Below are 17,276 nucleotides of genomic sequence, written 5' to 3'. Positions count from 1 at the left end.
GGGACGAAGCCGTGGGCTCGCTGAACATCGAGAATGTCAAAAAGGCCTTCGGGCCGGTAGAGGTGCTGAAGGGCATCAACCTCGAGGTGACGGATGGCGAGTTCGTCGTCTTCGTCGGTCCATCCGGCTGCGGAAAGTCGACGCTGCTCAGGGTCATTGCCGGGCTGGAGGACTCGACCTCGGGCCGCGTGGTGATCGACGGGGCGGACGTCTCCGCCACCCCGCCGGCCAAACGCGGCATCGCCATGGTGTTCCAGACCTATGCGCTCTATCCGCATCTGACGGTGAAGAACAACATGGGCCTCGGCCTCAAGCAGGCGGGCACACCGGCGGCCGAGATCGACCGCCGCATCGGCATCGCCTCGTCGATGCTGTCGCTGGAGCCCTACCTCGAGAGGCGGCCGGCCGAGCTTTCCGGTGGTCAGCGCCAGCGCGTCGCCATCGGCCGCGCCGTGGTGCGCGAGCCCAAGCTTTTTCTGTTCGACGAGCCGCTGTCCAACCTCGATGCCGCGCTGCGCGTCAACACCAGGCTGGAGATCGCCCAGCTGCACCGTCGGCTGAAGGCCACGATGATCTATGTCACCCACGACCAGGTCGAGGCGATGACACTGGCCGACAAGATCGTCGTGCTGAACGCGGGAAAGATCGAGCAGATCGGCGGACCGATGGAGCTTTACAATTCGCCGGCAAATGAATTCGTCGCCGGCTTCATCGGCTCACCGAAGATGAACTTCGTCGACGGGGCCAGGCTTGGCGAGACGGCCAAGACCATCGGTGTCCGTCCCGAGCACCTGACCGTCGATGCGAAATCCGGTGCCTGGAAAGGCACGGTTGTCCATGCCGAACATCTTGGCGCCGACACCAATCTCTATCTCGACTGCGAGAAGGCTGGCTTGATCACCGTGCGCATTTTTGGCGTCTATAACGCCGAACCTGGCGCCACGCTGTACGCGACGCCGGATCCGGCGAAGACGTACCGGTTTGGGGCCGATGGGAGGGTGCTGAAGTAGCCCTCTTTTCCTTCTCCCACAAGGAGAGAAGGGAGGGTGCGCTACACGTCAGCCCTGAACGTCTGCTTCTGGATGCCCAGCCCTTCGATGCCGAGCTCGACGACGTCGCCGGGCTTCAGGAACACCGGCGGCTTCATGCCGAGGCCGACGCCGGGCGGCGTGCCGGTCGAGATGATGTCGCCGGGGTGCAGCGACATGAACTGGCTGAGATAGGACACGAGATAAGCGACGCCGAAGACCATGGTCTTGGTCGAGCCGTTTTGCATCGTCTTGCCGTTGACCGTCAGCCACATCGGAATGTTCTGCGGGTCATTGACCTCGTCCTTGGTCACCAGCCACGGACCGATCGGCCCGAACGTGTCGCAGCTCTTGCCCTTGGTCCACTGGCCCTGGCGCTCAGCCTGGAAGGCGCGCTCGGAGACGTCATGCGCGACGCAATAGCCGGCGACATAATCCAGCGCCTCGGCCTCGGTGACATACTTCGCTTTTCTGCCGATGACCACGCCGAGCTCGACCTCCCAGTCGGTCTTGACCGAGCCGCGCGGGATCAGCACGTCGTCATTCGGCCCGACAATAGCCGAGCTTGCCTTCATGAAGATGATCGGTTCCGGCGGCACGGTAGCGCCGGTTTCGGCGGCGTGGTCGGAATAGTTGAGACCGATGCAGATGAATTTGCCGGTGCCGGCGACGCAGGCGCCGATCCGCGGCTTGCCGGAAACTGCCGGCAGCGATTTCGGATCGAGCTTCGACAATGTCTCGAGCGATGCCGGGTCAAGCGTCTTGCCGGCAATGTCGGTGACATAGGCGGAGAGGTCGCGGATCGTTCCATCGGCATCGAGCAGGCCGGGGCGTTCGTTCCCCGCCTCGCCATAGCGCAGCAGTTTCATAGAATTCCTCTCCTTGATTTGAGATGAGCTTAGATCGACCAGCCACCGTCGATATTATAAGCCTGCCCCGACGTATAGGTGGCGCCGGCCAGATAGACGGCGAGATCGGCGATTTCCTCGGGCGTGCCGAGGCGGCCCATCGGCTGGCGGGCGATGAAGGCGGCGCGAGCTGCTTCGTAGTCGCCCTGCGCATGCATGCGATCCTGCAGCGACGGGCTTTCGACCGTGCCCGGACAGATCGCATTGCAGCGTATGCCCTTGCCGACATAGTCGGCGGCGACCGATTTGGTCAGACCGATGACGGCTGCCTTGGTCAGCCCGTAAACGAAGCGGTTCGGCACGCCCTTGGTCGAACTGGCCAGCGACGCCATGTTGATGATCGAGCCGTCGCCGCGTTCCAGCATGCCGGGCAGCACGGCGCGGATGGTGCGGATCATCGAGCGGACATTGAGATCATAGGCGAAGTCGAGATCGCCGTCCTTCATCTCGAGGATTGAGCCGGAATGGACGAAGCCGGCGCAATTGAACAGCACGTCGACGGTGCCGATCTCGGCAAAAGCGGCATTCACCGCCTCGTCGTTCAGCACGTCGAGCTTGCGGGTCTTGATACCGGGCGTCTTGCCGAGATCAGCGAGCACCACCTCGTTGATGTCGGTGGCATGGACGATGGCGCCGGCCTTGGCGAACGCCAGCGCACTTGCCCGGCCGATGCCTTGCGCCGCCGCCGTGACGACAACGATCTTGCCAGTCAGATCTGCCATGCTTTTCTCCTCGCCCGTCTTTAATCGTTCGGCTTTTTACCGGCACAAGGCCGGGCGCAATGTGCCAGGCGGACAGTACCATCCCGCCTGTTTCGGTATTCGCCTGCCGCCCAAATGTTTTTTCTCGGTAAAGAACATCTGTTGGCCCGTCAAGCCCGGACGTCCCCTCCGGGACACTCAGTCGCCGTAGGGCACCCAGACGTTCTTGACCTCGATCGCACGGCGCAGCAAGGCATCGCCGGCTGCTTCGCTCGATGCCCAGTCGAGGCTGTGGCCGTTGCCGGTCCAGACACGCTTGAGATTGCCGATGGACTCGGCCTCCGCCTTGGCACAGGTCTCGGCATCGGCGAACATCCAGAGCCCGTCGACATCGTCGTGCTTGGCCAGCACGCCGGCCAGCTCGGCGCTACGGCCGGTGACGATGTTGATGGCGCCCGCCGGAACGTCGGAATATTCGATGACCTGGTAGAGGTCGGTGGCAAGCAGCGGGTATTTTTCGGACGGCACGGCGACCACGGTGTTTCCCATGGCGAGCGCCGGTGCCATCAGCGAGATCAGGCCAAGCAGAGGCGCATTGTCCGGTGCGATGATGCCGACGACGCCGACTGGCTCGTGCAGCGCCAGCGTGACGGCGCGGGCCGGCGGCTGGTGGACGCGGGCCTCGAATTTGTCGGCCAGGCCGGCGTAGAGGAACAGGCGCTCGATCGACAGCTCGACCTCTTCGCGCGCCGCCTTGGCGGTCGCGCCGGTGAGCTGGGTCAAACGGGCGGCAAACTCGTCGGCGCGGCCGGAAAGATTTTCGGCCACGTAGTAGAGTACCTGGCTGCGGTTGTAGGCGGTCGCCTCCGGCCAGGCCTTGCAGGCGCGCGCGGCCGCGACGGCGTCGCGGATATCCTTGCGGTTGCCGAGACCGACCTCGCCGGCAAGCTTGCCCTTGGCGCTGGCGATGGCCAAGGAATAATTGCCGTCCGGCCGGACCTGCTTGCCGCCGATGAACAGTTTTGCCGTGCGGTCGATGGCGCCACCTTCCGCCTGCTCGACAGGTTGGGCAGAAGACGTTGCCGGTTTGATGATCGGGCCAAGCGGCAGTTTTGCCGAGAGATATTCGAACATGCCCTCGCGCCCGCCTTCGCGGCCAAAGCCGCTCTCGCGATAGCCGCCGAAACCGCAGGAGGCGTCGAACATATTGGTGCCGTTGATCCAGACGACGCCGGCCTTCAATTGCGGCGCGATGTGCAGGGCAAGATTGATGTTCTCGCTCCACACCGAAGCGGCCAGGCCATAGCGTGTGTTGTTGGCGAGCTCGATCGCTTCCTCGGTGTTGCGGAAGGTCATAGTGGCGAGCACCGGCCCGAACACCTCTTCCTGTGTCAAGATGTTAGCCGGCGAAACACCGGTCGCCAGCGTTGGCAGATGGTAATAGCCCGCGGCGGGCAGTGCCGAGTCCGGCTGCCAGCAGATCGCGCCCTGCTTGGCACCTTCGGCAATCAGGCCCTTGACGCGATCGAGCTGAGTCAAATCGACCAGCGGGCCGATATCGGTGTTCTTGTCGAGCGGGCTGCCGACGCGCAGCCGGCTCATCCGCGTCTTGACCTTGGCGATGAAGGCGTCGGCGATCCCTTCCTGCACCAGAAGGCGCGAGCCGGCACAGCACACCTGGCCCTGGTTGAACCAGATACCATCGACTAGACCCTCGACGGCGCTGTCGAGGTCGGCATCCTCGAAAACGACGAATGCCGACTTGCCGCCAAGCTCCAGCGACAGTTTCTTGCCCGAGCCGGCAGTGGCCTTGCGGATGATCTTGCCGACCTCGGACGAACCGGTGAAGGCTATCTTCTGGACGCCGGGATGGTTGACGATTGCCGCGCCCGCCTCCGGCCCGCCCTGGACGATGTTGACGACGCCCTTCGGCACGCCGGCGCGTGCGCAGATCTCGGCAAACAGGATCGCGGTGAGTGGCGTGAATTCCGCGGGTTTGAGCACCACGGTGCAGCCCGCGGCGAGCGCCGGCGCGATCTTCCAGGCGAGCATCAAGAGTGGGAAGTTCCACGGGATAATCTGGCCGACGACGCCGACACCCTTGTGGCCGGGAAAATCCCTGTCCAGCGCCTGCGCCCAGCCGGCATGATGGATAAAATGGCGGATCGCCAGCGGCACGTCGATGTCGCGGCTCTCGCGGATCGGCTTGCCATTGTCGATTGTCTCAAGCACCGCGAACAGCCGTTGGTGGCGCTGCATGGCGCGGCCGATGGCATAGAGCACTTTGGCTCGGCTGTAGCCGGTGCTGGCGCTCCATTTCGGCAGCGCTTTTGTGGCGGCCGACACCGCCGCGTCGATGTCGGCGGCACCAGCGTCCGACACCTTGGCCAGCAGCTTTCCCGAGGACGGATCGCTGGTGTCGAAGGTTTTGCCTTCGCTGGCTGCCTTCCAGTCGCCGCCGATGAACAGCGCCTTGCCGAAATCCCGCGCGGCCAGCCAGGCATCGGCCTCGTTGCGGGCTTCCGGCGCCAGCCCGTAATCCATGGCGTGATAGCGTTCGAGGATGTTCATGAAGCGCTCCGAATCACGCCATCGCGTGGCGATGATTGGCCGAGTAGTGGCCGGTCAGATGATGCTCGAGCTGGCGCTCGATATCGGTCAAAAGGCTCGATGCTCCGAAGCGGAACAGCTCCGGCTCCAGCCACGGACGGCCCAGTTCTTCCTTCATCAGCACCAGCCAATCGAGCGAGGCTTTTGCCGTGGAAATGCCACCGGCCGGCTTGAAGCCGATGAGATAGCCGGTTTCCTCGAAATAGGCGCGGATCGCGCGCACCATGGCAAGGCCGACCGGCAGCGTCGCGTTGACACTTTCCTTGCCGGTCGAGGTCTTGATGAAATCTGCACCCCCCATCATCGCCACCATCGAGGCGAGCATGACGTTGCGCAGCGTGGCGAGGTCGCCGGTACCGAGGATCACCTTCAGATGCGCCTCGCCGCAAGCGGCGCGCATCGAGACGATCTCGTTATAGAACTCCTGCCATTTCGCCCCGAATACCAAACCGCGCGGGATGACGACGTCGATCTCGTCGGCGCCGTCGCGGACCGATGCTTCGATCTCTTGCAGGCGCGTCGAAAGCGGTGCAAGTCCATGCGGGAAGGCGGTCGAAACGGCGGCGACATGGACGCCGCTGCCGCGCAGCGCTTCGACGGCGGTGGCGACGAAGGGATGATAGACGCAGACCGCCGCGGGGCGGATCTTTTCACCAGTAATGCCGAGCCCTTCGACGATGTCGCGACGGAACGGGTTGACCGCCTTGGCACAGAGCCGGCGCACGCGCTCTTCCGTGTCATTCGAGTTCAGCGTCGTCAGGTCCATGCAGGCGACGGCGCGCAGCAGCCAGGCCGCCTGGTTATCGGCCTTAATCGACCGTCTTTTGGTCAGGCTGGCAACGCGGCGTTCCAGCGCCGAGCGGTTGACGCTGCGCATCGATTCCATGAAGCCGAGATCGAGCCTCATGCCGGGATTGCGGGCAATGCCATGGGCTTGCGGCATCGGCGCATTGGCGGCGGCGCGCGCCGGCAGCGGCGTGATCTTGGACGTGCCGAGATCGGTTTCGCGGATTGTGCTGCTCATCTCCTGCCTCTTGTTCAGCGAGTTATGCCGAAGATAGACCGTGAAGCAGCGCTTCACGAGTCCTTCAAGCGGTCATAGCGGAAAAAGACGGTCGAGGCAGCCGACTTTTGACCGTGTGGTCAAAATCAGGGTCGCAAACCAGTAGACTCTGAACTGCCGCGTCTCAGCCGACGAAGGCGCGCTCGACGACGAAGCTTGCCGGATGATGCAGCGAGCCTTCCTGGAAGCCGTGGCTTTCAGCCAGCTCCTTGACGTCCTTGAGCATATGCATCGAGCCGCAGATCATGATGCGGTCGGTCTCGGGATTGAGCCTGTCGATGCCGAGATCGGTGTAGAATTTGCCCGAGCCGATCAGCGCGGTGATGCGGCCCATGCGCTCGGAGGTCTCGCGCGTCGTCGAATTATACAGCGTGACGCGGCCGCCGGTCAGCTCGCCGATCAGCGGATCGTTCTCCAGTGCGGCCACCAGTTCCTGGCCGTAGGTCAGCTCGGCATTGTCGCGGCAGGTATGGGTCAGGATAACCTGCTCGAACTTCTCATAGGTATCGGGATCGCGCAGCAGGCTGGCGAAGGGAGCAATGCCGGTGCCGGTCGAGATCATGAACAGGCGCTTGGCCGGGGTCAGCGCGTCCACCACCAGCGTACCCGTCGACTTCTGCCGCATGATGACGGTATCGCCGATCTCGATTTTCTGCAGCTCCGAGGTAAGCGGGCCGTCCGGCACCTTGATCGAGAAGAATTCGAGTTCGTCGTCCCAGGACGGGCTGGCGATCGAATAGGCGCGGAACACTGGCTTCTCGGCATTGGGCAGGCCGATCATGACGAATTCGCCGGAGCGGAAGCGCAGCGACTGCGGCCGGGTGATGCGGAACGAAAACAGCCGGTCGGTATAATGCTTCACCGAGACCACGGTTTCGGCATAGACATTGGCCGGTATCGGGAACTGCAACGGCCGGGCGCCGGCTGTGTTGAACGCGGATGTGGTGTTCATCAAACCTAACCTTCTGGGCCGGCTCAGCGCCGGCGCCAAATCTCCACCTGCGCGCCCGAACCGGTCAGGTTCCAGCGTGCCGTTTGCACACTCCGAAGCGGTAAGCTCTTGTGTCCGGAATTTATTAGTATACAAACGATATTTGCGTCAAGACGCCGCCGTAAAACAGCTTTCCAAACTAAGGCATGTAGGCAGTTCGGGCATTTCGGGTTTCGACAATGGGACAGAATTTTTCGGCGCAAGCGCTGGATTCGACTGGCAGCGTCGTCGCGGGCATCGATGTCGGCGGAACTTTTACCGACCTCCTTCTGATCGACGGCCGTGACGGTGGCCGGGTGCACATCGCCAAGACCCCGACGACAGTCGACAACCAGGCGTTCGGCGTCGTTTCGGCACTTGGCGCCACCGGATTTCCGGTCGACGGCATCGACCTCATCGTGCACGGCACGACGACGACCACCAACGCGGTCCTGGAGCGCCGGCTGGCCAAAACCGGCATGATCACCACACGCGGCTTTCGCGACGTCATCGAGCTTGGCCGGCGGACACGGCCGCAGGCCTATGGCATGACGGGCACCTTCGTCCCGATCATTCCGCGTAATCTGCGGCTCGAACTGTCGGAGCGGGTCGAGGCCTCGGGCGCGGTGCGCATCCCGCTCGACGAGGCCGAGATGCGGACAGCGGTTTCACAACTGATCGCAGCCGGCTGCGAATCCCTGGTCATCCATTTCCTGCATTCCTACGCCAACCCGGCGCATGAGCGGCGCGCCGCCGAGATAGCGGCCGAGCTTTGGCCGAACGGCTACATCACGACAGGCCACGCCCTGCTTTCGGAAGCGCGCGAATTCGAGCGCGGCGTGACCGCTTCGGTCAACGCTTCGGTGCAACCGATCCTCGAACGCTATGTCGAGCGGCTGCGCAAGGAGCTGGCGTCAAAAGGCTACGCCCGCGACTTCCTGATTATGAACGGCAATGGCGGCATGATCTCGGCCCGCTTTGTCACACGTGAGTCGGCCAAGACCGTCATGTCCGGCCCCGCTTCCGGCGTCATTGCTGCCGCCTATACCGGCAAACGCGCCGGCTTCGAAAACCTGGTCACCTACGACATGGGCGGCACCTCGACCGACGTGGCGCTGATCCGCAACGCCGAGCCGGCGGTGTCGAACGAGATCGAAATCGAATATGCGATGCCGATCCACGTGCCGATGGTGGCGGTGCATACGGTCGGCGCCGGCGGCGGCTCGATCGCCCGCCTCGATGCGGCAGGCCTGATCCAGATTGGCCCGGAAAGCGCCGGCGCCAATCCCGGGCCAATCTGCTACGGACGCGGCGGCTTGGAGCCGACCATCACCGACGCCAATCTGGTGCTCGGCAGGCTAGCGCCGAAGAAGCTGCTCGCGGTGGAAAACCCGGTCACCGTCGAACGGGTCACCGGCATATTCGAGGACAGGATCGGCCGCGCCACAGGCTTGTCCGGCGTCGAGGCGGCGGGTGCGGTGCTGCGGCTCGGCAACGTGAAGATGGCCGGCGCCATCCGCATGGTCTCGGTGTCGCGCGGCCACGACCCGCGCGATTTCGCGCTGTTCGCCTTCGGCGGCGCCGGTCCGCTGCATGCGACGGCATTGGCGCGCGAACTAGGCTTGCCGAAAGTGCTGGTGCCGGCGCGGCCAGGCATCACCAATGCTCTCGGCTGCGTCGTCGCTGATCTGCGCCATGATTTCGTCAACACGGTCAACCAGCCGGTGGCCAGTCTCGATGAAAACCAACTCCGCGAGACATTGGAACGGCACCGAAACGAAGGCGAGGAGCTGATCGGCAAGGAAGCGGTGAAGCCGGAAGCAATCCGCGTCACGCATTCCGCCGACATGCAGTTCGTCGGCCAGACGCATATCATCAACGTGCCGCTGCCGTCGTCTGCGGTGACACGCCAGGTACTGCAGCAACTGTTCGAGAGTGCCTATTTCGCCCGCTTCAAGGTCGAGCTGCCGGAAATCCGCGCCAATCTGGTCAACCTCAACACGTCGGTTACCGGCGTGCGGCCGACGATCGATCTGTCCCGGCTGATCGACCCGGCCGGGCGCGCCAAAACGCTCGAAGAGGCGCGGCGCGAAATCCGGCCGGTCTGGTATGCCGGGCTCTGGTACGATACGCCGGTCTACAGCAGGGAAAAGCTGCCGCTCGACGCAGTCATCATGGGGCCGGCGATCCTCGAACAGATGGACGCTACTACCGTGCTCGAGCCCGGCGACCGGGCGCGCTCGGATGCCGACGGCAACATCATCATCGATATCGGTGAGGCCTGAGATGGCGCAGCTCGACACTATTACGCTTTCGGTCCTCCAGGCGGCCCTGCAGCAGGTCTGCGACGAAATGGACCTGACGTTTTCGCGCGCCGCGTTCTCGCCTGTTATCGCCGAGGCCAATGACCGTTCGGATGGCATCTATTCGGCGCTCGATGGTTCGCTGATCGCGCAAGGCAGCCAGGGTCTGCCGGTGTTCGTCGGCGTCATGCAGTATTCGACCAAAACGGTGATCGAGATGATCGCCGACGGACGCTGCCTGCCGCCCGAGCCAGGCGATATCTACATCGTCAACGATCCTTATCTCGGCGGCACCCATCTGATGGATGTGCGCTTCGCCATGCCGGTCTACCGGGACGGGAAGATCTTCTGCTGGCTGTCGAACACCGGCCATTGGCCCGACATTGGCGGTTCGGTGCCGGGCGGCTTCTCCGCTTCGGCAACGGCGGTCGAGCAGGAAGGCTTGCGGTTGCCGCCGGTGAAACTGTTCAAGAAGGGCGTGCTCGACCCGGAGATCTACGCCATCATCTCTTCCAACATCCGTGTCGCCGACCAGCGCATTGGCGATATTCGCGCGCAGGCGGCGGCACTGCTGATCGGCCAGGACAGGCTCAACGGAATCCTGGATCGTTACGGAGATGAAACGGTGATCGAAGCGATCGCCGAATTGCGGCGCCGCGCTGCTGAACAGATGCGCGTCAACATATCGGCCATTCCCGACGGAATCTATCGTTCGCACGCCTTCGTCGATTCAGACGGCGTGGTAAACGAGCCGCTGATCATCGCGCTGGCAGTCGAGAAAAAAGGCGACACGCTCAGCTTCGACTTCTCGGGCTCATCAGAACCCTGCGCCGGGCCGATGAACAGCGTTCTGGCGACGACCTTGTCCTCGGTCTATCTCGCCATGCGCCATATTTTCCCGGATGTGCCGATCAGCGCCGGCGCCTTCGAACCGCTGATCGTCAAGCGGCCGGAAGGCACCTTCCTCGACGCCAAATATCCACGCCCTGTGTCGGGCTGCGCAGCCGAGGTTTCGCAGCGCATCGCCGAGGCGGTGTTCGCGGCGATGGTGCAGGCTCTGCCGGACAGGGTGACGGCGGCTCCGGCTGGCTCCAGCGGCAATTTCGCGCTCGGCGGCAACGACCCGGTCCGTGGCCGCGACTACGTCATGTACCAGATTTCCGGCGGCGGCTATGGTGGCAATGCTGATCACGACGGCCTGACCAATGGCTGCTCGACCATAGGCATCTCCAAGTCGCCGCCGGTCGAAATCATGGAGCAGGCCTTCCCGGTGCTCTACCGCCACTATGCGCTGCGCGAAGGCTCGGGCGGCGCCGGCAAGCACCGCGGCGGTTTCGGGCTTGCCTATGAGGTGGAAATCCTGCGCGGCGACGCCCGCGCCTCCTTCGTCATGGATCACGGCCGGTTCGGCCCGCAAGGTGCGCTCGGCGGCAAGGACGGCGCGGTCAACACGGTGACCGTGTTCCGCGACGGCAAGGAACATGTGCCGCCGCATCTGTCCAAGGAGCAGGACATCGCGTTGAAGGCAGGCGACCGCGTGCGCGTCGGCACACCGGGCGGCGGCGGCTACGGCGATCCGTTGCAGCGGGACGTCGATCTGGTGGCGAGGGATGTCGCGCTGGGCTATTACACGCCCGCAGAAGCCGCCGAAAAGTTCGGGGTCGCTCTTTCGGCGGATGGATTGGGGATCGACCGGGCAGCCACGGAAAAGAGGCGCGCCGGCTGACGGCGCGACCTCGGATTTCCCTCATTTGCGGCCAACGATCAGGTGCGGTGATCCAGCCTCGCGACCAGCCGGTCGCCGGCCCACTGGATGCCGCAGACCAGGACGACCAGCACGATGACCACGGCGATCATGACTGACGTTTCGAAGCGCTGGTAACCGTAGCGGATGGCGAGGTCGCCGAGCCCGCCGGCGCCGATGGCGCCGGCCATCGCCGAGGCGCCGATCAGCGTCACCAGCGTCACCGTGAAGCCGGCGACGATGCCGGGCAGCGCTTCGGGCACCAGCACCTCGCGAATGATCGTCCAGCGGTTGCCGCCCATGGCGCGCGCCGCTTCGATCAGCCCGTGGTCGACCTCACGCAGCGACACTTCGGCGATCCGGGCATAGTAGGGCGTCGCCGCGATCGACAGCGGAACGATCGCTGCCCAGGTGCCGATCGAGGTGCCGACGATCAGCCGCGTCACCGGGATCAGCGCAACCAGCAGGATGATGAAAGGCACAGAGCGGAAGCCGTTGATGACAGCGCCAAGCGCGCGGTTCACCCACAGGTTTTCGGCGATGCCGCCGCGGTCGGTGGCGACCAGCGCCAGGCCGAGCGGCAGCCCGAAAACCAGCGAGATGAGGCCGGAGGCGGCCGTCATCAGGATCGTTTCCCAGATCGAACGGACGAGAAGCTCAAACAGAACCGGCGACATGGCCAAGCACCTCCACCCGCGCTTGGCGGGCTTTCAAGAACGCGATCACCTCTGCCAGGTGAGCTTCATTGCTGCCGGCGACCGCAACGAACAGTGTCCCGACCGGCTGCTGCTGGACGTGATCGATGCCGCCATGCACGAGGCGGAACGAGCCGGGAACTGCCGAGGCAAGATCGGACAAAAGCGGGCTTCGCGCGGCCTCACCGGCCACGTCGATCCTGAGGATCGCCTCCACGCCGGCGTTCCGCGTTAGCCGGCTTGCGATCTCTGCCGGCAATTGCGGCCGGATGCCGCCGAGCAGGCTCTGCGTGATCGCCGACTTGGGGTCCGCAAAAACCGACCAGACCGGGCCTTGCTCGACGATCCGCCCAGTGTCGATCACCGCGACACGATCGGCGATCGAACGGATCACCTCCATCTCGTGCGTGATGAGCAGGATGGTCAGGCCGAGCTGCCGGTTGATGTCTCTGAGCAAGGCAAGGATGGAGCGCGTCGTCTCCGGGTCCAACGCCGAGGTCGCTTCGTCCGACAGCAGCAGCGCCGGGCGCGCCGCAAGCGCCCGGGCAATGCCGACGCGCTGCTTCTGCCCGCCCGACAGCGACGCCGGATAGGCTTTCGCCTTCTCTGACAGGCCGACAAGCTCGAGCAGCTCGGCGGCGCGCGCCAGGCGTTCGGCCCTGGGCCGGCCTTCGATCTTGAGCGGCAGCGCTACATTGTCTTCGACCGTCTTGGCGGACAGCAGGTTGAAATGCTGGAAGATCATGCCGATGCGCCGGCGCAGCGGCTGCAATTCGCGCTCGCCGAGCCGGCTGATGTCGCGGCCTTCGATGAAGACCTGTCCTGAATCCGGCCGCTCCAGGCCGTTCAGGCAGCGTATCAGCGTCGACTTACCGGCGCCGCTACGGCCAATGATGCCGAGGATCTCGCCCTGGCGCACGCTGAGCGACACGCCGTCCAGCGCCGCTGTCGCGCCGAAACGGCGCTTCAGCTCGATGAGGCGCACGACATCGTTCGATCCCGCGGAGCGGCCGCCGACGGGATGCGTGACTTCGGTGACCGAGGCGAAATGCTGGTTCATAAAAGTTCCTGTATTGGTGTCCCGCAAACGCGATCGCGGTCCGCGTTGAAGCGCGGACCGCTTTATCATGCCGGGCTTCAGCGCCCAGTTGAGCTCGGCATCAATAGGCGCTGATGCCAGTTCCCTTGTAGACCCGGTCGAATTCGGCCTTCACCTTTTCGTTCTGATAGGAAGCGACCAATGTCTTTACCCAGGGCTGGTTTTCATTGCCGGCCTTGACCGCGATGAAATTGCGATAGGGATTGTCGGCCACCGCCTCCTGGGCGATGCGGTTCTCCGGTGTGAGGCCGCTTTTAAGCGCCCAATCCGTGTTGACTACGGCCCCGTCGAGGTCTTCCACCGAGCGCCCGACGATGCCTGCGTCCAGCTCCTTGATGACCAAGTGCTTCGGGTTTTCGGCGATGTCGGTGGTCGTCGCCAGAATGCCGGTGCCTTCCCTGAGCTTGATCAGATGTTCGCTCTGCAGGACGCGCAGTGCGCGGCCCTCATTGGACGGGTCGTTCGGCACGCCAATGACCGCGTCTTCGGGCAGGTCGGCAATATTCGCGTACTTCTTGGAATAAAGGCCGATCGGCCAGACCCCGGTATAGCCGACCGGGACGATGTGATAGCCCTGCGTCTTGATCTGGTTGTCGAGATAGGGCTTGTGCTGGAAGGCGTTGGCGTCGATTTCGCCACGCTCGAGCGCTTCATTCGGCTGGGTATAGTCGTTGAACACCACGGTCTCGATCGTCAGGCCCCTCTCCGCCGCCTGGGCGGTGACGACGCGCCAGACGTCCTCGTCCTCGCCGCTCATGATGCCGACCTTGACCGCCGTCTTGTCCTCGGCGAACGACGGCGCAGCAAGGCTGACAATCGCAACCGCTGATGCAAGAAGTACAGCGAAGCCGGCGCGCCGGCTTATAGTTGCCGAGAAGAATTGAAGCGAAGTGTTGGTGTTCCCAGGCATGGTCAATCTCATCGGTTTTGCAATCGTTGCGGCCAGGCGGAATGCGAAGCCTTGCGGGCATCATCGGAAATGCTGATCGCCAGATCAAAGAACAGTATTTCACACCAGATGAGGAGCCGGGAATATTCTCTCAAAGTTTCTGGCCTGGCGAGCACAGGACCCTGCCGCCTGGCGTGGTGACTCGCTATGTGGCCCGCCGTGCGTCGGAACGGCGGGCCTTTCTGCGTCGGAATGCCCAACAAGGGCAGCAGTCTGGGATGTCGACAATGCTGGACGCGCCGCATGTCCCTTCAAAGCGACGCGCTTGTTCACTCGATGACCTTCACGATCCTGCGCGTGCCAGGATCGACCAGGACGGTCCGATTGTCGACGACGACGTAGCGGTATTTGACGCTGGGAACTTCATGAAGCTCGACGGTATCGGGCAGTGTCGAGCCGACATTGAGCTCCACGCCGGGAAGCTGGACGGACGCCAGAGGCTGCTTTTTCACATACTCGCGTACGATCGTCTCCTGCTGCGGTTCGATGACCACGTCCTGGGCCGCAGCGGCGCCAACACCCGCAAGCAGCAAGAACCCAGCCGCAGCCGCGGAAAGATGCATTCTCATGATCGTCTCCTTTCGTCGTGAGCCACCTCTGCGCTGCGCCGCGTCATGCCGTTCGCAGCGGGGTCGCTAGGTCGGTAACGTCACCGGGCAAAGCTTGTTCCGCCGCTCGGATCGCTTGCCGTTTCGCTCGGTTAATTTGGAACAAAGTTTTTTAGCCGCAGTTTTACGCGGTGAAGGGACGCATTTTCCAAGGAGATCTCTCATGAAAGGCGTTCTGATTACCAGCATGCTAGCAATCAGCGTCAGCTGCGGAGCGGCACTTGCCCAGACGCAGCAGTCGACCGACGACCAGTCCGGCGCCAATTGCGCAGCCGGCACTGCCAACTGTCCAAATGGCGCAAAGATGGGCGAGCAGGCCCAGGGCAAGGCCGGCGCTACGACTGAACAACAGGCGCAGGGCAACAAAAAGCTGAAGACCGACGAGCAAGCCCAGGGCAAGGCTGGCGCTACGACTGACCAGCAGGCTCAGGGCAAGCCGAAAATGAAGACCGACGAGCAAGCTCAGGGCAAGGCTGGCGCCACGACTGACCAGCAGGCCACGGGCAACACCAAAATGAAAACCGACGAGCAGGCCCAGGGCAAAACCGGAACCACCACTACCGAGCAGGCCCAAGGCAACACGAAAATGAAGACCGAGGAGCAGGCTCAGAGCAAGACTGGGACCACGACCAGCGAGCAGACTCAGGGCAACGCCTCTACGCAGACGCAGGACCAGAGTTCGACCGCTTCCATCAGCAATGTGACCGTTGAACAGAAGACAGAAATTACCCAGGTCATCAAGGAAACGAATGTCCAACCGGTTTCCAATGTCGATTTCGACATCTCTGTCGGCGTCGAGGTTCCGCGAAAGAAGGTCCGGCTGCATCGTCTGCCGGCGCGCATCGTCAAGATCGTTCCGGCTTACGAATCCTATGAATATTTCGTGCTGGCCGATGGCCGGATCGTCATCGTCGATCCGAATACCTACAAGATCGTGCTTATCCTGACCTAGTTGTAGCCGGACGGTTTGCAAGACCGTTTGATTGCACCGGTAAGCCCGCGGCGCGACTTGCGCGGCGGGCCTTACCGCATCCCGCTCCACAGCGTTGCAGCGTCTGCAAATCGCAGATCACGGTCCGTCCTCGGGGCGAGGAGCCAGCATGGTCTGATCGATGGTGTCGGGCAGGCATGGACTTGGAGCGCACCTTGTTCGGAATGACGCGGTGGCCATGGCATCAATATTCGGGACCAGCACCATTCTCGCGTAGTGCCGCGGCCACAGCGGTTCTCCAAACAAGATGAAGATGCCGCCAACCATCAGCGCCAGCAACAAGAGCGCCGTTGCGTTTGCAAATATCTCGCCGTAGCGCATGGTAACCTGTCCCGGCCGGAAATCGATTCAGCCTGTGACAGCGGCAATCGGAACGGCGCCGAAACCCAGCTCTACTGCCCTCGGCGCCTCGCGAATGCCGCCTCCCATTGGATCCTCCCGGGAATAGGCCAAGTGAATAACGGCACTCTCGGTACTTTGTTCCCGGGGCCGACGACAGCCGCTCCCTTCAAGCCCGGCGTCTCCGTTGGCGAAACCGCTGGCGGTCGTCGCCCTCATTGATGCGCGGCAGCGAGATCCTTCACGTGACGTTCGTGCATTTGCAGCACCGGCAGCGTCTTTTTGGCAAATTCCTTCATCGCCGGATCGTCGCCGGAATTTGCGTAAGCGGAAAACAGCGCCACCGCTTCCTTATGCGCCTGGGTCTGCATGTCGATGTATTTCGATTGGAAGCTGTCCCCGCTGGCCTCCTTGAGTTGGTCGAGCAGCGCCTGGTGCTTGGTGTCCAGCGGCGGGCCGGCTGGCGCGGTGGCCGAAGTCGTCTGACCCTTGCTGAGCGCCGCCTTGAACTCCTCGTCGGCCTTGGTGTGGTCCGTGACCATTTGCGCCGCGAAGGCTTTTACGTCGTCGGCCTTCGCCTGCGTCTGCGCAAGTCGGCTCGATTCGATTTCGAATGTATTGGCGATGGGCACCGTCTTGACGAACGTCGCAGTGTCAACCTTGCTCATGGTGTCGGTCGTTAGAGGCGTCAGCGTCGCCGATTGGGCAAAAGCAACCAAAGGCGCGCCGGCCATCATCGCTGCCGCAGTGATGGATAGAAGTGTTTTCATGGGAGCTCTCCGAGGCTGATGTCATCCCTCGATGGCTCAACGCGGAAGCTGCAGCGAGGTTGCCTGGTCGTGGCGCCAGAGCCGCCGCGACGCCAGACAATAGTTTGGAAACGCAAAACAAAGGACGCCGGCTGCGTCCCGCAAATTGCAACGCACGCGGCGAGATCGTACGCAATCGTACAAGCTCTTTCGCTTTGCCGCGGTCTTGCTATCGTTGGCCGGGAGAGATGGGTGGAGGCTTCCGTGGGGCAGATCAAGTCGCCGCTTGGTATGGATACCGACAAAGCCATTCATACCGTCATGGCCGACTACCATTCCGGCGATATTCTCTCGACCACCGTCGTCATAGCCGATTTGCGCAGACGCTTTCCCTGGTTCCGGCAAACCGACGAGGAGCTGGTTGGCTTCATCGTTCGCGCGTTGGACGGTCGGGAGATCGCGGTCAGTTTTGACCACCGCGGCCGTTAGGCGCTAATTTGCGGCAAAAACCAACAGGCC

At 63.2% G+C, this 17,276-nt stretch carries 16 protein-coding genes; 5 read left to right on the top strand and 11 right to left on the bottom strand.

Annotated elements, in window-relative coordinates; translation table 11 throughout:
- Positions 1 to 11 precede the first annotated feature (11 nt).
- The gene (locus tag NKJ12_RS01925; protein ID WP_352476910.1) at positions 12 to 1,010 is read left to right on the top strand and encodes an ABC transporter ATP-binding protein; all 999 of its coding nucleotides are present in this window, start codon (positions 12 to 14) and stop codon (positions 1,008 to 1,010) included.
- Positions 1,011 to 1,051: 41 nt separating this feature from the next.
- Here NKJ12_RS01925 and NKJ12_RS01920 read toward each other — a convergent pair whose 3' ends face one another.
- The 5 genes from NKJ12_RS01920 to NKJ12_RS01900 all read right to left on the bottom strand — a co-directional run bounded on the left by NKJ12_RS01920 (position 1,052) and on the right by NKJ12_RS01900 (position 7,262).
- Complete coding sequence (locus NKJ12_RS01920; RefSeq protein WP_352507067.1) at positions 1,052 to 1,897, bottom strand: fumarylacetoacetate hydrolase family protein; 846 nt, start codon at positions 1,895 to 1,897, stop codon at positions 1,052 to 1,054.
- A 29-nt stretch (positions 1,898 to 1,926) separates the two neighbouring features.
- The gene (locus tag NKJ12_RS01915) at positions 1,927 to 2,658 is read right to left on the bottom strand and encodes an SDR family oxidoreductase (protein ID WP_352507066.1); all 732 of its coding nucleotides are present in this window, start codon (positions 2,656 to 2,658) and stop codon (positions 1,927 to 1,929) included.
- Positions 2,659 to 2,835: 177 nt separating this feature from the next.
- Positions 2,836 to 5,208 (bottom strand): aldehyde dehydrogenase family protein, encoded by a 2,373-nt coding sequence (locus tag NKJ12_RS01910; RefSeq protein ID WP_352507065.1) that lies wholly within the window; start codon positions 5,206 to 5,208, stop codon positions 2,836 to 2,838.
- 13 nt (positions 5,209 to 5,221) lie between these two features.
- A complete protein-coding gene (gene deoC, locus NKJ12_RS01905) occupies positions 5,222 to 6,271 on the bottom strand; it encodes a deoxyribose-phosphate aldolase (RefSeq protein ID WP_352507064.1) in 1,050 nt (349 codons plus the stop codon).
- Between the two features lie 163 nt (positions 6,272 to 6,434).
- Complete coding sequence (locus tag NKJ12_RS01900) at positions 6,435 to 7,262, bottom strand: ferredoxin--NADP reductase (RefSeq protein ID WP_352476915.1); 828 nt, start codon at positions 7,260 to 7,262, stop codon at positions 6,435 to 6,437.
- A 218-nt stretch (positions 7,263 to 7,480) separates the two neighbouring features.
- Here NKJ12_RS01900 and NKJ12_RS01895 point away from each other — a divergent pair, with 218 nt between their 5' ends.
- Both NKJ12_RS01895 and NKJ12_RS01890 read left to right on the top strand, forming a co-directional pair.
- Positions 7,481 to 9,565, top strand: a complete 2,085-nt coding sequence (locus NKJ12_RS01895) for a hydantoinase/oxoprolinase family protein (RefSeq protein ID WP_352701091.1) — start codon at positions 7,481 to 7,483, stop codon at positions 9,563 to 9,565.
- A gap of 1 nt (position 9,566) precedes the next feature.
- On the top strand, positions 9,567 to 11,309 hold the full coding sequence (locus tag NKJ12_RS01890) for a hydantoinase B/oxoprolinase family protein (protein WP_352701089.1): 1,743 nt from the start codon (positions 9,567 to 9,569) through the stop codon (positions 11,307 to 11,309).
- A 38-nt stretch (positions 11,310 to 11,347) separates the two neighbouring features.
- On the opposite strand, the gene NKJ12_RS01885 is transcribed toward NKJ12_RS01890, so the two are convergent.
- The 4 genes from NKJ12_RS01885 to NKJ12_RS01870 all read right to left on the bottom strand — a co-directional run bounded on the left by NKJ12_RS01885 (position 11,348) and on the right by NKJ12_RS01870 (position 14,639).
- Complete coding sequence (locus NKJ12_RS01885) at positions 11,348 to 12,004, bottom strand: methionine ABC transporter permease (protein ID WP_352701088.1); 657 nt, start codon at positions 12,002 to 12,004, stop codon at positions 11,348 to 11,350.
- Positions 11,985 to 13,082, bottom strand: coding sequence for a methionine ABC transporter ATP-binding protein (locus NKJ12_RS01880; RefSeq protein ID WP_352507059.1), 1,098 nt, complete (start codon positions 13,080 to 13,082; stop codon positions 11,985 to 11,987). Before NKJ12_RS01880 ends, NKJ12_RS01885 begins: the two co-directional genes overlap by 20 nt.
- Positions 13,083 to 13,182: 100 nt before the next feature.
- Positions 13,183 to 14,031: a MetQ/NlpA family lipoprotein gene (locus tag NKJ12_RS01875; protein WP_352686244.1), complete on the bottom strand. Its 849-nt coding sequence runs from the start codon at positions 14,029 to 14,031 to the stop codon at positions 13,183 to 13,185.
- Positions 14,032 to 14,339: 308 nt separating this feature from the next.
- Positions 14,340 to 14,639 (bottom strand): DUF1236 domain-containing protein, encoded by a 300-nt coding sequence (locus NKJ12_RS01870; protein WP_254815751.1) that lies wholly within the window; start codon positions 14,637 to 14,639, stop codon positions 14,340 to 14,342.
- 202 nt (positions 14,640 to 14,841) lie between these two features.
- Here NKJ12_RS01870 and NKJ12_RS01865 point away from each other — a divergent pair, with 202 nt between their 5' ends.
- Positions 14,842 to 15,630: a DUF1236 domain-containing protein gene (locus NKJ12_RS01865; RefSeq protein ID WP_352701087.1), complete on the top strand. Its 789-nt coding sequence runs from the start codon at positions 14,842 to 14,844 to the stop codon at positions 15,628 to 15,630.
- A 117-nt stretch (positions 15,631 to 15,747) separates the two neighbouring features.
- Here the strand turns inward: NKJ12_RS01865 and NKJ12_RS01860 are convergent, their stop codons facing one another.
- The gene (locus tag NKJ12_RS01860) at positions 15,748 to 15,990 is read right to left on the bottom strand and encodes a polymerase (protein WP_254815753.1); all 243 of its coding nucleotides are present in this window, start codon (positions 15,988 to 15,990) and stop codon (positions 15,748 to 15,750) included.
- A gap of 233 nt (positions 15,991 to 16,223) precedes the next feature.
- The gene (locus NKJ12_RS01855) at positions 16,224 to 16,745 is read right to left on the bottom strand and encodes a DUF4142 domain-containing protein (RefSeq protein ID WP_352647974.1); all 522 of its coding nucleotides are present in this window, start codon (positions 16,743 to 16,745) and stop codon (positions 16,224 to 16,226) included.
- A gap of 276 nt (positions 16,746 to 17,021) precedes the next feature.
- Between NKJ12_RS01855 and NKJ12_RS01850 the strand changes: the two genes are divergently transcribed.
- Positions 17,022 to 17,246, top strand: coding sequence for a hypothetical protein (locus NKJ12_RS01850; RefSeq protein ID WP_352701085.1), 225 nt, complete (start codon positions 17,022 to 17,024; stop codon positions 17,244 to 17,246).
- The last annotated feature ends 30 nt before the right edge of the window (positions 17,247 to 17,276 follow it).

The sequence above is a fragment of the Mesorhizobium sp. M0195 genome, assembly GCF_040322115.1.
In the GTDB taxonomy this organism is placed as follows: Bacteria; Pseudomonadota; Alphaproteobacteria; order Rhizobiales; family Rhizobiaceae; genus Mesorhizobium.
The sequence above is the reverse complement of the archived record's forward strand: the minus strand, read 5'-3'. Positions and strand labels throughout refer to the sequence as shown.